13 protein-coding genes are annotated in these 14668 nt (G+C 54.4%); 4 read left to right on the top strand and 9 right to left on the bottom strand.

Going from position 1 to position 14668, the window contains the following annotated elements; genetic code table 11:
• Positions 1 to 56: 56 nt before the first annotated feature.
• Positions 57 to 812: a 4'-phosphopantetheinyl transferase family protein gene (locus ACLJRE_RS22635; RefSeq protein WP_000190681.1), complete on the top strand. Its 756-nt coding sequence runs from the start codon at positions 57 to 59 to the stop codon at positions 810 to 812.
• An 18-nt stretch (positions 813 to 830) separates the two neighbouring features.
• Positions 831 to 1397 carry an NADPH-dependent FMN reductase gene (locus tag ACLJRE_RS22640; protein WP_000005228.1) on the top strand — a complete coding sequence of 189 codons (567 nt, stop codon included), beginning with the start codon at positions 831 to 833 and terminating at the stop codon, positions 1395 to 1397.
• A 44-nt stretch (positions 1398 to 1441) separates the two neighbouring features.
• Here the strand turns inward: ACLJRE_RS22640 and adeP are convergent, their stop codons facing one another.
• Positions 1442 to 2779 (bottom strand): adenine permease AdeP, encoded by a 1338-nt coding sequence (adeP, locus tag ACLJRE_RS22645; RefSeq protein ID WP_001521829.1) that lies wholly within the window; start codon positions 2777 to 2779, stop codon positions 1442 to 1444.
• A gap of 168 nt (positions 2780 to 2947) precedes the next feature.
• Here adeP and yieH point away from each other — a divergent pair, with 168 nt between their 5' ends.
• Positions 2948 to 3613, top strand: coding sequence for a 6-phosphogluconate phosphatase (gene yieH / locus ACLJRE_RS22650; RefSeq protein ID WP_001528219.1), 666 nt, complete (start codon positions 2948 to 2950; stop codon positions 3611 to 3613).
• Between the two features lie 94 nt (positions 3614 to 3707).
• Here the strand turns inward: yieH and phoU are convergent, their stop codons facing one another.
• From phoU to ACLJRE_RS22685, 7 genes are all read right to left on the bottom strand, one after another.
• Positions 3708 to 4433, bottom strand: a complete 726-nt coding sequence (gene phoU, locus ACLJRE_RS22655; protein WP_000377800.1) for a phosphate signaling complex protein PhoU — start codon at positions 4431 to 4433, stop codon at positions 3708 to 3710.
• A 14-nt stretch (positions 4434 to 4447) separates the two neighbouring features.
• Entirely contained in the window at positions 4448 to 5221 is a 774-nt protein-coding gene (gene pstB / locus ACLJRE_RS22660; protein WP_000063118.1) for a phosphate ABC transporter ATP-binding protein PstB, read from the bottom strand.
• A 110-nt stretch (positions 5222 to 5331) separates the two neighbouring features.
• A complete protein-coding gene (pstA, locus tag ACLJRE_RS22665; RefSeq protein WP_000212196.1) occupies positions 5332 to 6222 on the bottom strand; it encodes a phosphate ABC transporter permease PstA in 891 nt (296 codons plus the stop codon).
• Positions 6222 to 7181: a phosphate ABC transporter permease PstC gene (pstC, locus tag ACLJRE_RS22670; protein ID WP_000741630.1), complete on the bottom strand. Its 960-nt coding sequence runs from the start codon at positions 7179 to 7181 to the stop codon at positions 6222 to 6224. The genes pstA and pstC overlap by 1 nt, the downstream gene beginning before the upstream one ends.
• A gap of 135 nt (positions 7182 to 7316) precedes the next feature.
• Positions 7317 to 8357 carry a phosphate ABC transporter substrate-binding protein PstS gene (gene pstS / locus ACLJRE_RS22675; protein WP_000867131.1) on the bottom strand — a complete coding sequence of 347 codons (1041 nt, stop codon included), beginning with the start codon at positions 8355 to 8357 and terminating at the stop codon, positions 7317 to 7319.
• Positions 8358 to 8522: 165 nt separating this feature from the next.
• Complete coding sequence (locus tag ACLJRE_RS22680; protein WP_000162542.1) at positions 8523 to 9896, bottom strand: fructose-specific PTS transporter subunit EIIC; 1374 nt, start codon at positions 9894 to 9896, stop codon at positions 8523 to 8525.
• A 49-nt stretch (positions 9897 to 9945) separates the two neighbouring features.
• Positions 9946 to 10764, bottom strand: a complete 819-nt coding sequence (locus ACLJRE_RS22685) for a shikimate 5-dehydrogenase (protein WP_000166709.1) — start codon at positions 10762 to 10764, stop codon at positions 9946 to 9948.
• Between the two features lie 94 nt (positions 10765 to 10858).
• Here ACLJRE_RS22685 and ACLJRE_RS22690 point away from each other — a divergent pair, with 94 nt between their 5' ends.
• On the top strand, positions 10859 to 12616 hold the full coding sequence (locus tag ACLJRE_RS22690; protein ID WP_023212302.1) for an SgrR family transcriptional regulator: 1758 nt from the start codon (positions 10859 to 10861) through the stop codon (positions 12614 to 12616).
• A gap of 150 nt (positions 12617 to 12766) precedes the next feature.
• Here the strand turns inward: ACLJRE_RS22690 and glmS are convergent, their stop codons facing one another.
• A complete protein-coding gene (glmS, locus tag ACLJRE_RS22695) occupies positions 12767 to 14596 on the bottom strand; it encodes a glutamine--fructose-6-phosphate transaminase (isomerizing) (RefSeq protein WP_000334059.1) in 1830 nt (609 codons plus the stop codon).
• Positions 14597 to 14668 lie beyond the last annotated feature (72 nt).

Raw genomic sequence — 14668 nt, forward strand, 5'->3', positions numbered from 1 at the left:
ATTTACGTTAATGTTACTCTCGTCATTATCACGGCCCATTAATCACGGAGCGAAAAATGGCGACTCACTTTGCCAGAGGGATACTTACGGAGGGACAGTTGGTTTCAATTCGTCTCTCTTCGTCTTGCCATATTGAAGCCAGAAACCTGCCTGCTCACCGACGAACGCGTTTTCTCGCCTCCAGAGGCCTTCTTGCCGAACTGATGTTTATGCTGTACGGAATTAGCGAGCTGCCGGAAATCATTATTCAGGCGAAAGGTAAACCCGCGTTTCGTGACAAAAATCTGCCAGGTTTTTCTATCTCCTACGCCGGAAATATGGTTGGCGTGGCGTTGACCACCGAAGGAGAGTGCGGGCTGGATATGGAATTACAGCGCACCTCCCGCGGCTTTCACCATCCGCATTCGCTCGAACGCCACCCTTTCTCCCGTAATGAAAACTTATGGGTATCCAATCAAAACGATCCCAACGAAGCGCGAGCGCAACTCATCACATTGCGCCAGAGCGTGTTAAAACTCACCGGCGATGTCATGAATGACGATCCGCGGGAGCTGCAACTTTTACCCGTTGCCGGACGCCTGAAGTGCGCGCATGTCACGCAGCTTGAAGCCGTGTGCGATGCGGAGGATGTGCTGGTATGGTCCGTAACCGTTACGCCAGCGATAGAAAAATTAAAAGTGTGGGAGTTCGATGGCAAACTGGGCTGGAAAAGCCTGCCCGATATCCAGACGCGCGCCAATGAACCAACCGGGCGTCTGATGCGATTCGCCCAACTCCCCGCCGCCAAATCGTATACGCTTAATCGTTCATAATGAAAAAAGGGGGCACGTATGTCTGAAACGCTGAATGTGGTTACATTGCTGGGAAGTTTACGCAAAGGTTCCTTTAACGGGATGGTGGCGCGTACGCTGCCTAAAGTCGCGCCGGCAGGAATGACGGTATCGCCGCTGCCTTCGATCGGGGATATTCCGTTGTATGACGCCGATATCCAGCAGGAAGAGGGATTTCCAGCCAGCGTAGAGGCGCTGGCGGAGCAGATTCGCAACGCTGACGGCGTCGTCATTGTGACGCCGGAATATAACTATTCCGTTCCCGGCGGCCTGAAGAATGCCATCGACTGGCTATCCCGTCTGCCTGAGCAGCCGCTGGCGGGTAAGCCCGTTCTTATCCAGACCAGTTCAATGGGGGCGATTGGCGGCGCGCGCTGCCAGTATCATCTGCGCCAGATTCTGGTGTTCCTTGATGCGATGGTGATGAATAAACCGGAGTTTATGGGCGGCGTGATTCAGAATAAAGTCGACCCGCAGACTGGAGAAGTGGTGGATCAGGGAACGTTAGATCATTTGACCGGTCAGCTGACCGCATTTGGTGAGTTTATTCAGCGCGTTAAAGCGTAAGCTCGTTAAAAACCCTCACCCCGATGGGGCGAGGGTTCATTTCATCAGTGTGCGTCAATAAACACAATCTTCAGCACGAATAACAGCGCGACAATCACTACGCACGGGCTAAGGTCGCGCAGGCGACCGGTACCAATCTTCATCACGCAGTAAGAGATAAAGCCCAGCGCGATACCTTCGGTGATCGAGAAGCTAAACGGCATCATTACCGCCGTAATAAACGCCGGGACCGATTCGGTTAAATCCTGCCAGTTTACCCGCGCCAGGCTGGAGGTCATCAGCACGCCGACGTAAATCAGCGCGCCCGCCGCCGCGTAAGGCGGCACCATGCCCGCCAGCGGCGACAGGAAGATAACCAGCAGGAACAAAATACCGACCACCACCGCCGTCAAACCGGTGCGACCGCCCACCGAAACGCCGGAAGAGGATTCAATATAAGCAGTCACAGAAGACGTTCCGACAAATGCGCCAGTGACGGAAGAGATACTATCAACAAACAGCGCCTGCTTCATGCGCGGGAATTTGCCTTTCGCATCCGCCAAGCCGGCTTTATCGGTCACGCCAATCAGCGTACCGGAGGAGTCAAACAAGTTTACCAACATGAAGGAGAAAATAACCCCCGCCAGGCCAAGATTGAACGAGCCTGCCAAATCGACATGCCCGACCACGCTGGTGACGCTTGGCGGCGCGGAGACAATGCCGTTGTAGTGCACATCGCCCATCATCCAGCCAAGCAGCGTCGTGACGATGATGGACACCAGCACCGCCGCATGAATGTTGCGCGAAGCGAGAATCGCAATAATAAAGAATCCGAGAACCCCCAGCAGCACGCTGTGCGAGGTCAGGTTGCCGATGCTGACCAGCGTTTCTGGATTGGCGACAATCACGCCGGCGTTTTTTAGCCCCATCATGCCGATAAACAGGCCGATGCCGCTGGTGATGCCCACGCGCAGGCTGACCGGAATGTTGGCGATCATCCAGTAACGCACGCGGAAGATAGTCAGCAATAAAAGACCAACAGCGCCCCAGAAAATGGCGCCCATGCCTACCTGCCACGGCAGTCCCATTGCCTGAACAACCACGAAGGCAAAGAACGCATTCAGCCCCATCGCGGGCGCCAGCGCCACCGGCAGGTTAGCAAACAGGCCCATCAGAATACTGCCAAAGGCCGCAATCAGACAGGTGGTCACAAAGACGGCGCTGGTGTCCATGCCAGCTACGCCCAGAATTTGCGGGTTAACAAAAACGATATAAACCATCGTCAGGAAAGTGGTAAAACCGGCGATCACTTCGGTTCGTGCCGTCGTGCCATGTTCGCGCAGTTTAAACACGCGTTCCAGCATACCCTGACCAGAAGCCTGGGTGGTGTGTTGTTGACTCATTATCAATTTCCGGAGAAAGGAGGGAAAATTCGCCGTTATCCTATACCAAAATGCGACACCTGGCGCAGTTGTGTGGTAATTTTTTTCACTCAATTTGTTAGTACGGCAACGATTGCGTCCCCTCATTCAGCATTACGTAAACGTTAAACTTGTTAAAATGGAAATGACATGTCCCAAATCGAAGCGGTGTTTTTTGACTGTGACGGCACGCTGGTCGACAGTGAAGTGATTTGCTCGCGCGCCTATGTCACTATGTTCCGGCAGTTCGGCATTACGCTTAAGCTCACGGAAGTATTCAGACGCTTTAAAGGCGTAAAGCTCTACGAAATTATCGATACCATCAGTAAAGAGCATGGCGTTGCGCTGGCAAAGGCGGAGCTGGAGCCGGTGTACCGCGCCGAGGTTGCGCGCCTGTTCGATACCGAACTGGAAGCGATCGCGGGCGCAAATACCCTGCTGGAGAGCATTAAGACGCCGATGTGCGTGGTATCCAACGGGCCGGTCAGTAAGATGCAGCATTCGCTGGGTAAACTGGGCATGTTGCATCATTTTCCCGATTTGCTGTTTAGCGGTTACGATATTCAACGCTGGAAGCCCGATCCGGCGCTGATGCTCCATGCGGCGAACGCCATGAAGGTCAATGTTGAGAAGTGTATTCTGGTGGATGATTCCAGCGCAGGCGCGCAGTCAGGAATTGCAGCGGGAATGGAAGTGTTTTATTTCTGCGCCGATCCGCATAACAAGCCGATCGATCACCCTAACGTGACGACGTTTACCGATTTGGCGCAGTTGCCGGGATTGTGGAAAGCGCGCGGGTGGGAGATTACGCGTTAACTGAAATGCCGGATGGCGCTGACGCTTATCCGGCCTACAGCATCTGTACCTGTAGGCCCGGTAAGCGCAGCGCCACCGGGCAAAAGAATGAGATTTACTCTTTCGGATCTTTCCCCGCCAGCAGCTTATCCAGCTCATCTCCGCCCACGTGACGGAAATCCTGCCCCTTCACGAAGTAGAAGATGTATTCGCAAATATTCTGGCAACGGTCACCGATACGCTCGATAGAGCGCGCGCAGAATAACGCGGTCAGCACGCTGGGAATGGTGCGCGAGTCTTCCATCATGTAGGTCATCAGCTGACGCACGATGCCTTCATATTCCTGGTCAACTTTCTTGTCTTCACGGTAGATACGCACCGCTTCGTCGAGATCCATCCGCGCGAACGCATCCAGCACGTCGTGTAGCATCTGCACGGTGTGGCGACCCAGCGACTCCAGGCTGACCAGCAGCGGCTGGTGCTGCTGGGAGAATTTCTCCAGCGCGGTACGGCAGATTTTATCCGCCACGTCGCCAATGCGCTCCAGTTCGGCGATGGTTTTGATAATCGCCATTACCAGACGCAGGTCACTCGCCGTCGGCTGGCGCTTGGCGATAATACGCACGCAGGCTTCATCGATGGCGACTTCCATCATATTAACCTGATGATCGCCTTCTACCACGCGCTTCGCCAGCTCGCTGTCCTGGTTGTGCATGGCGGTGATAGCGTCAGAAAGCTGCTGCTCCACCATGCCGCCCATGGTCATTACCTGAGTGCGGATGCTTTCCAGTTCTGCGTTGAACTGGCCGGAAATATGTTTATTAAGGTTCAGACTGTCCATTACGCACTCCTGAATTAACCGTAACGACCGGTGATATAGTCTTCTGTTTGTTTCTTCGCGGGCTTGGTGAACAGATCGTCCGTGTTGCTGAACTCAATCAACTCGCCCAGGTACATAAACGCCGTATGATCGGAGCAACGTGCCGCCTGCTGCATGTTGTGGGTCACGATCACCACGGTGTAATCCTGTTTCAGCTCGGTGATCAGCTCTTCAATACGCCCGGTGGAGATCGGATCCAGAGCTGAACATGGCTCATCCAGCAGCAACACTTCCGGGCGAATAGCGATACCACGCGCAATGCACAGGCGCTGCTGCTGACCACCGGAGAGAGAGTACCCGCTCTGGTGCAATTTATCTTTGGTTTCGTTCCATAATGCGGCTTTGGTCAACGCCCACTGCACGCGCTCGTCCATATCGGCGCGAGACAGCTTCTCAAACAGACGCACGCCAAAGGCGATATTGTCATAGATGGACATCGGGAACGGCGTCGGCTTCTGGAATACCATTCCCACTTTTGCGCGCAGCAGCGCGATATCCTGGGTGTTGGTGAGAATATTGTCGCCATCCAGCAGAATTTCACCTTCCGCGCGCTGCTCCGGATAAAGCGAATACATTTTATTGAAGGTACGCAGTAGCGTTGATTTACCGCAGCCGGATGGCCCGATAAATGCCGTTACCTGATTCTTCGCGATATCCAGATTAATGTTCTTCAGGGCATGGAATTTGCCGTAGTAGAAGTTCAAATCACGAACCTGAATCTTACTCGGGGCAGTTTCAACCATACTCATTTCACTCTTTTCCTCATCATGCCTGATGGCGCTTCGCTTATCAGGCCTACATATATGTCAACCGTAGGCCGGATAAGGCGTTTACGCCGCCATCCGGCAAGGTATTAAACTTAACCGTGTTTCTTCTTGGCGAAAATCACGCGCGCCAGAATATTCAGCAGCAGTACGCACAGGGTAATAATCAGCACGCCCGCCCAGGCTAATTGTTGCCATTCGGCAAACGGGCTCATCGCGAATTTAAAGATGGTCACCGGCAGGTTGGCGATCGGCTGCATCATGTCGGTGCTCCAGAACTGGTTCGAGAGCGCGGTAAACAACAATGGCGCCGTTTCCCCGGCGATACGGGCAATGGCCAGCAGAATACCGGTCATAATGCCGGAGATAGAGGCTTTCAGCGTAATCGCGGAGATCATCTTCCACTTCGGCGTACCCAGCGCATAAGCGGCTTCACGCAGGCTATCCGGCACCAGCTTGAGCATGTTTTCAGTGGTACGGATAACGATCGGTACCTGCAACAGCGCCAGCGCAATCACCCCTGCCCAACCGGAGAAGTGCTGCATCTGCGCCACCACGATGGTGTAAACAAACAGCCCCACAACAATTGACGGCGCGGAAAGCAGAATGTCGTTAATAAAACGAATGATTTCCGCCAGCCAGGATTTACGGCCATATTCCGCCAGATAGATCCCGGCCATAATCCCCAGCGGGGTACCCAATACGGTAGCCCAGAGAATCAATAATCCACTCCCTGCCAGGGCGTTCGCCAGTCCGCCGCCCGCGGTGTTCGGCGGCGGTGTCATTTCGGTAAACAGCGCCAGCGACATACCATCAATGCCGCGCGTGATGGTGGACATCAAAATCCAGATCAGCCAGAACAGGCCAAATGCCATCGTCGCCATTGAGAGCGTTAGTGCGATACGGTTCTTCATGCGGCGACGCGCCTGCATCTTGCGACGGGATTCCGCGAGCTGCGCGGTGTTCTGCATATCAAGCGTAGCCATTAACGTGCTCCCTCGTTCTTCGCCAGACGCATAATCATGAACTTAGACGCCGCCAGGACGATAAAGGTGATCACAAACAGAATCAGCCCCAGTTCCATCAACGCTGCCACGTGCAGACCCGATTCCGCCTCAGCGAATTCGTTCGCCAGCGCGGAAGTGATGCTGTTGCCCGGCATATACAGCGACGCGCTGTCGAGCTGGTAGGTGTTGCCGATGATAAAAGTGACCGCCATCGTTTCACCCAGAGCACGGCCCAGCCCCAGCATAATGCCGCCGATCACGCCATTTTTGGTGAACGGTAGCACGATGCGCCAGATAACTTCCCAGGTAGTGCAGCCGATACCGTAAGCGGACTCTTTCATCATTACCGGCGTTTGCTCGAAGACGTCGCGCATAACCGCCGCAATGTAGGGGATGATCATGATGGCGAGGATGACGCCCGCCGCCAGAATGCCGATACCAAACGCCGGGCCGGAGAACAGCGCGCCGACAAACGGAATGTTGGAAAGAATATTGCCGACCGGCTCCTGGAAGTACGTCGCAAACAGCGGCGCGAAGATAAACAGCCCCCACATGCCGTACACGATACTGGGGATCGCCGCCAGCAGCTCAATGGCGATGCCGAGCGGACGTTTTAGCCAGCCTGGCGCCAGCTCGGTTAAAAACAGGGCAATGCCGAAACTGACCGGAACGGCGATCAGCAGGGCGATAAAGGAGGTCACCAGCGTGCCGTAAATGGGCACCAGCGCGCCGTAGATATCGTTTGGCGCGTCCCACTCCTTAGTCCAAAGAAATGAGAAACCAAATTTCTGGATACTTGGCCAGGAGGAGATGATCAATGAGACGATAATACCGCCCAACATCAATAGCACAATCAGCGCAGCCAGTTTTACCAGCGCGCTGAAAATCATGTCGCCTTTTTTACCCGGCGGGTTAAAAGCAGGCTTGGTTGCAGCCATAAATTACTCTTTCCATTAAACGCATTTTACGACGTTGCCCCTGCCGGATGGCGCTACGCTTATCCGGCCTACAACGTGGGCCTGCGGTCGAAACCGTAGGGCGGATAAGCGTAGCGCCATCCGCCAATTCGTTAATTAATACAGCGCCTTACCGTTGCTGTCTTTTATACTGGTCTTCCAGGCGGTACGAACCTGCTCAACGACGTTATCCGGCAGGCTGGCGTAGTCCAGATCATTCGCCTGTTTAGCGCCATTTTTGTAGGCCCAGTCGAAGAACTTCAGCACTTCAGCACCCTGCTCAGGTTTCTTCTGCGCTTTGTGGACCAGGATAAAGGTGGTGGAGGTGATTGGCCACACATCGTCACCTTTCTGGTTGGTCAGATCCTGCGCGAAGGTTTTGCTCCAGTCAGCGCCTTTCGCCGCATTAGAGAAGCTCTCTTCCGTCGGGCTTACCGGTTTGCCGTCGGCAGAAACCAGTTTGGTGTAGGCCAGGTTGTTCTGCTTGGCATACGCATACTCAACGTAGCCAATAGCGCCTGGCAGACGCTGTACAAATGCCGCGATGCCGTCGTTACCTTTACCGCCCAGGCCGGTTGGCCAGTTCACGGTAGAACCCGCGCCCACTTTCGATTTCCACTCGTCGTTGACTTTCGCCAGGTAACTGGTGAACACGAAGGAGGTACCGGAACCGTCAGCGCGACGCACCACAGCGATGTTCTGAGAAGGCAGCTTCACGCCTGGGTTCAGTTTGGTGATGGCTTCATCATCCCACTTTTTGATTTTACCGAGGTAGATGTCACCCAGCGTTTTACCATCCAGCACCAGTTCGCCGGATTTGAGGCCTGGAATATTCACCGCCAGCACCACGCCGCCGATCACAGTCGGAAACTGGAACAGGCCTTCCTGATTCAGTTTTTCGTCAGACAGCGGCGCATCGGAAGCGCCAAAATCAACGGTATTCGCGGTGATTTGTTTCACGCCGCCGGAAGAGCCTATCCCCTGGTAATTAACTTTGTTACCGGTTTCTTTCTGGTAGGTATCCGCCCATTTGGCATACACCGGCGCAGGAAACGTTGCACCGGCACCTGTCAGGCTTGCTGCTGCAAAGGCAGAGAACGCGCTCATCGATAAGGTCGCGGCGACAACAGTTGCGACAGTGGTACGCATAACTTTCATAATGTCTCCTGCACGGTTTCGGTAAATCATTGTTTGAGTTGCTACGATGAGCAAAATAGGACAAATTGATGACAGTTATATGTCTTGATTATGACGGTTTGATGACAATGGAAATAAAAAAGCTGGCCCGGGGAGACACCAGACCAGCCTGCAGGGGGAGATGAATTAAACTGTTTGCGCAACCACAGACGGTTTCAATAGCGCGTACATCAGGCCGCAGACAATCGTGCCCAGGGCAATCGAGAGCAGGTACTGCATCACATGTTCCACCGCATGCGGGATCGCCAGGACAAAGAGGCCGCCGTGTGGCGCCATCAGTGTACAACCGAAATACATGGACAGTCCCCCGGCGATTGCGCCACCGACCATCGTGGAAGGGATGACGCGCATCGGGTCTCGCGCGGCGAAGGGAATCGCCCCTTCAGAGATAAAGCACAGCCCCAGGATAAAAGATGCATTACCCGCTTCATGCTCAGCGGCATTGAATTTCGCTCTGGCCGCCCAGGTTGCGACGCCCATTCCTAATGCCGGTACCATCCCTGCCGCCATAATAGCCGCCATTGGCATATAAGAATGAGAAGCCAGTAAACCAACGCCGAAGGTATACGCAGCTTTATTCACCGGCCCGCCAAGGTCAAAACCTTGCATTGCGCCCAGCAACATTCCCAGCAAGATCGCATTCGTAGAGGTCATATTCCCCAGGAACGTCGTCAGCCCCTCCATCACCGCAGAAACGGGGCCACCCACCACGTAAATCATGATAAGGCCGATAATCAGCGTAGACAGTAGCGGCAGAACCAGCACAGGTTTAAGCGCTTCCATCGACGCCGGCAGCTTAATATTTTGCGCCAGAAACCGTACGCTGTAACCGGCCAGAAAACCGGCCACAATCCCACCCAGGAAACCAGCGCCGCACAGGCTGGCCAACATCCCGCCAATAAGCCCCGGGGCCAGACCCGGACGATCGGCAATTGAGAAGGCAATAAACCCAGCCAGTACCGGCACCATCAGCGCAAAGGCCGCCTTACCGCCGATTTGAAATAACGCAGCCGCCAGCGTGTCCGGCTCGTTGAAGGCCTGGATACCGAAGACAAAAGAGAGCGCGATACACAACCCTCCCGCAACCACCAGGGGAAGCATATGGGATACGCCGGTCATTAAATGCTTATAAACGCCGGGTAGCTCTGTTTTACCAGCTGAAGAAGAGCGCCCGGCACTCCCCTGATAGACCTCGGCGCTATTGAAAGCATTATCCATTTCCTGCGCACTCTTTTTTAGCGCCGCGCCGGTACTGGTGCGATAGAGTCTTTTGCCAACAAAGCCTGACAGATCCAGTTCAATATCCGCCGCGATAATCACCACATCCGCCTGCGCTATCTCTTCCGCGGTCAGCGTGTTCTTCGCCCCGACGGAACCGCGGGTTTCAACCTTGATCCAGTCACCACGCTTGCGGGCTTCAATTTCCAACGCTTCTGCCGCCATAAAGGTATGGGCGACGCCCGTCGGACAGGCCGTCACAGCAACAATTTTTTTAGTCATAGTAGGGTACCCTGTTCTTTTAATTTAAAGAAAAAGCGGGAAAAAAATGTTACAGACGTGACCAGGCCGCGGCTTTCTGGAACAGCGCGTCATCCGGGCGAATCCCGGTATAAAGGACAAATTGCTCCACGGCCTGAATAGCAAACACTTCGGAACCGGTAATCACGGTTTTACCGCGTTCACGGGCGTAGCGGATTAGCGGCGTGACGGGCGGTAGCGCCACCACATCAAAGATAACGCTCGCCTTATCCACTTCCTGTTCGGAATAAGAGAGTTTGTCGGCATCATTACCGCCAGCCATTCCGATAGGCGTGGCGTTAATTAACAAATCGGCTTCAATACCGTCGGTATCCGGGCGCCATTCATAGCCATAGAGTTCGGCCAGTTGTTTACCTGACGCTTCATCAATCGCGACAATATAACCACGGGTAAACCCCGCATCCTTCAGCGCGCAGGCCACCGCCTTTGCCATACCACCGCTGCCACGCAAAGCAAATACCAGGTCGGGAGAGACCTTGTAATTCGCCAGCAAGCGAGCTATTGCAATGTAATCGGTGTTGTACGCCTTCAGATGGCCATTGGTATTCACAATGGTATTAACTGAGTGAATGGCCTGAGCAGAAGCATCCAGTTCATCCACCAGCGGAATGCAGGCTTCTTTAAACGGCATAGAGATCGCGCACCCACGGATCCCCAGACCGCGCACGCCGCTAATGGCCTGCGTAAGATCGGTCGGCGAAAAGGCTTTGTAGAGATAATTGAGATCCAGCGCTTCGTACAGATAGTTGTGAAAGCGTGTACCGAAGTTACTTGGGCGTGCCGCCAGGGACATGCAGACCTGAGTGTCTTTATTAATGCGCTTTGTCATGATGAATCCTCATAGAAGTTGCGATAGAGAAAATCATCGGCTAAAAAGGGGATATTAAAAATTGCTCATTCCCGTTCGGGAAATTTCACCTTTTATGACAACCCGGCACACTGAACAAAAATATTTAAAGCTACTCCAGCACTATGGCGACAAGCCTGTTAGCGTGACATTACAGGAGCTGGCGGATGTGTTGTTCTGCACCCGGCGGCATATGCGTAATCTGTTGCTTCAGATGCAGGAGGCAAAGTGGCTCATCTGGCAATCACAGGCCGGACGTGGGCATCGCGCCCGGCTTCACCTGCGCTATAAACCAGAACAGCTGTTAAGCGAAAAGGCGGAGCAGTTACTGGAGTCTGGTCATATTGATCAGGCCATTCAGCTGCTGGGTAAAAATAAGCACCAGGTGGCGCAACTGCTGCGTTCAAAGCTGGGCTATAGCGTGCGGGCAGACTATCAGCGGCTGTGCATCCCCTATTATCGGACAATGCCGTCGCTGTGCCCCGGCATACCGTTGCGTCGCTCTGAGCAGCATCTGGTCAGGCAGATTTTTAGCGGCCTGACGCGCATAAATGAGGAAAAAGGTGAAGTCGAAGCCGATCTTGCCCACCACTGGCGGCAGATTGATCCGCTGCGCTGGCGTTTTTATCTGCGCCCCGCCGTCCTCTGGCATGATGGCCAGGAGCTGACGATCGACGCGGTTATCGCTTCACTGACCCGCAGCGCTAAGCTGCCGCTGTTCTCGCACTTGCAGACCATTCAGGCCACCGGGCCGCTGAGCCTTGAAATTACGCTGGCGCACCCGGATAACCGACTGCCGCTGCTGCTCAGCCATATTGATGCCATGATCCTACCGCCTGACCATACACAACGCGCTGATTTCCCGGCACATCCTGTGGGGACTGGCCCTTATGAGGTGGTGGAAAACAATGGCTTTCATCTGCAAATGAAGGCCTTTGACCACTATTTCGGTCTGCGCGGGCTGCTGGATGAAGTGGAGGTCTTTATCTGGCCGAATTTAACGGAGACAGACAACCTGGCGGAATCGCTGTCGGATAACGACACGGCAGCCTGGCTCAGCTCCAGCCTGAGCGATGAGGATTACGTTTCCGGACGGCTTAGCCAGGTATCAGGCAAACCTTCTGACAACCTGCGCGAGATGTTTCTTGAGCGTGGAGGATATTTTTTATTATGCGACAGCCGCTCCCCGCACTGGCATACCGCCGAACATCGCCGCTGGCTACGGGAAACACTCAGCCCTTACGCCATACTCCAGCATCTGAGTGAGGCAATTCGCCCCTTCTGGGTACCGGGCGGCAGCCTGCTGTCCTCCTGGTTTCATACTATTGAGGCGGGCCCGGCCTGTTCACCTTTTATCTCGTCGTCGCCCTACGCGAAACTGCGTCTGGCCTATCACGATCAGCACCCTGAATTTCCAATGCTTCTGGATATCATGCAAAAGATCATGCGCCAGCAGGGCATTTTACTTGAGGGCATTGCACTGAATTATGATGACTGGGCAAGCGGCAAGGCCGAGGTTGATCTCTGGCTGGGGACAGTTAATTTCCCCATTCCCGAAGAGTGGAACGTCGGTACATGGCTGCTGGGCTCCCCTTTACTGCGCCACGCCATCAGCGGTGGGGATGATGCGCTGCTGGCCCAATGGGAAACCCAGTGGCATGCCGAAACAATCAGCGCGGAACAACTGGTCAGGGAAACCACCCGTTCAGGCTGGCTACAACCGCTTTTTCACCACTGGATGCGACTCAAAGGCCCCGACCGGGCCAGGGGGATCCACCTGAATAACCTGGGGTGGTTTGATTTCCGATCCACCTGGATTGAGCCAGGGCCTTAAAGAAGAGAATGTGACCGGGTGCCCGTAGCGCAGGCAGGCGTAGCACCTCTTAGTCGCTCTTCAGCCACCATAGAGAAAGAACAGCGCCTGTCACGGCGCACAAAAAAAGGCCGTCTATCGACGGCCTTCTGCTTGGTACTACATTTGTACTTACTCTACGGTAACCGATTTCGCCAGGTTACGCGGCTGGTCAACGTCGGTGCCTTTAATCAGCGCCACGTGATACGCCAGCAGTTGCAGCGGAACGGTGTAGAAGATAGGCGCAATGACCTCTTCCACATGCGGCATCTCAATGATGTGCATGTTGTCACTGCTGACGAAACCCGCATCCTGATCGGCGAAGACGTACAACTGACCGCCACGCGCGCGAACTTCTTCGATGTTGGATTTCAGTTTCTCCAACAGTTCGTTGTTCGGCGCCACCACAATCACTGGCATATCGGCGTCAATCAGCGCCAGCGGACCGTGTTTCAGCTCGCCTGCAGCATAGGCTTCCGCGTGAATGTAAGAGATCTCTTTCAGCTTCAGCGCGCCTTCGAGCGCAATCGGATATTGATCGCCACGCCCCAGGAATAGCGCATGGTGTTTGTCAGAGAAATCTTCCGCCAGGGCTTCGATACGTTTGTCCTGCGACAGCATCTGCTCAATACGGCTCGGCAGCGCCTGTAGGCCATGCACGATATCATGCTCAATGGACGCATCCAGACCTTTCAGACGCGCCAGTTTCGCCACCAGCATCAACAGCACGGTTAACTGGGTGGTGAAGGCTTTGGTAGATGCTACGCCAATTTCCGTACCCGCGTTGGTCATCAGCGCCAGATCGGATTCACGCACCAGCGAAGATCCCGGCACGTTACAAATGGCCAGAGAGCCCAAATATCCCAGCTCTTTCGACAGACGCAGGCCAGCCAGGGTATCTGCCGTTTCGCCAGACTGTGACAGGGTAATCATCAGGCTGTTACGACGCACGGCAGATTTGCGATAGCGGAATTCAGAGGCGATTTCAACGTCGCACGGAATACCTGCCAGCGATTCAAACCAGTAACGGGAAACCATACCGGAGTTGTAAGACGTACCGCAGGCGAGGATCTGAATATGCTCAACCTTCGACAGCAGTTCGTCGGCGTTCGGCCCCAGCTCGCTTAAATCCACCTGACCGTGGCTGATGCGCCCGGTAAGGGTGTTTTTGATCGCGTTCGGCTGTTCGTAGATCTCTTTCTGCATGTAGTGGCGGTAAATACCTTTATCGCCCGCGTCATATTGCAGATTGGATTCGATATCCTGACGTTTTACTTCCGCGCCGGTGTTATCGAAGATATTTACCGAACGGCGAGTGATTTCAGCGATATCGCCCTCTTCAAGGAAGATAAAGCGACGAGTCACTGGCAACAGCGCCAGCTGGTCAGAAGCGATAAAGTTTTCGCCCATACCCAGGCCAATCACCAACGGGCTACCTGAACGGGCAGCCAACAGGGTATCCGGGTGACGGGTATCCATGATCACTGTACCGTACGCACCACGCAGTTGCGGGATCGCACGCAGAACAGCCTCACGCAGAGTACCTCCCTGTTTCAGTTCCCAGTTTACCAGGTGTGCAATCACTTCGGTGTCGGTTTCAGAAACGAAGGTATAGCCACGCGCTTTTAACGCTTCACGCAGCGGTTCATGATTTTCGATGATGCCGTTATGCACCACCACAATGTGTTCAGACACATGCGGATGCGCGTTAGCTTCTGAAGGTTCACCGTGCGTCGCCCAGCGAGTGTGAGCAATACCGGTGCCGCCATGCAGAGGATGTTCTTCCGCTGCCTGAGCCAGCATCTGGACTTTACCGAGGCGACGCAGACGGGTCATATGACCTTCTGCATCAACCACGGCCAGACCGGCAGAGTCATATCCGCGGTATTCCAGACGACGTAAACCTTCGAGAAGGATTTCAGCTACATCACGCTGCGCGATAGCACCAACAATTCCACACATAGTTTTATTTCCTGATTATGGCATTACGCCATGCGTTGTCGCTGACCTGTATGCCCGTCGTTGCGGGCGCCC

Origin of the sequence: Salmonella sp. SAL04157, from assembly GCF_046551635.1 — a bacterium.
GTDB lineage: Bacteria > Pseudomonadota > Gammaproteobacteria > Enterobacterales > Enterobacteriaceae > Salmonella > Salmonella enterica.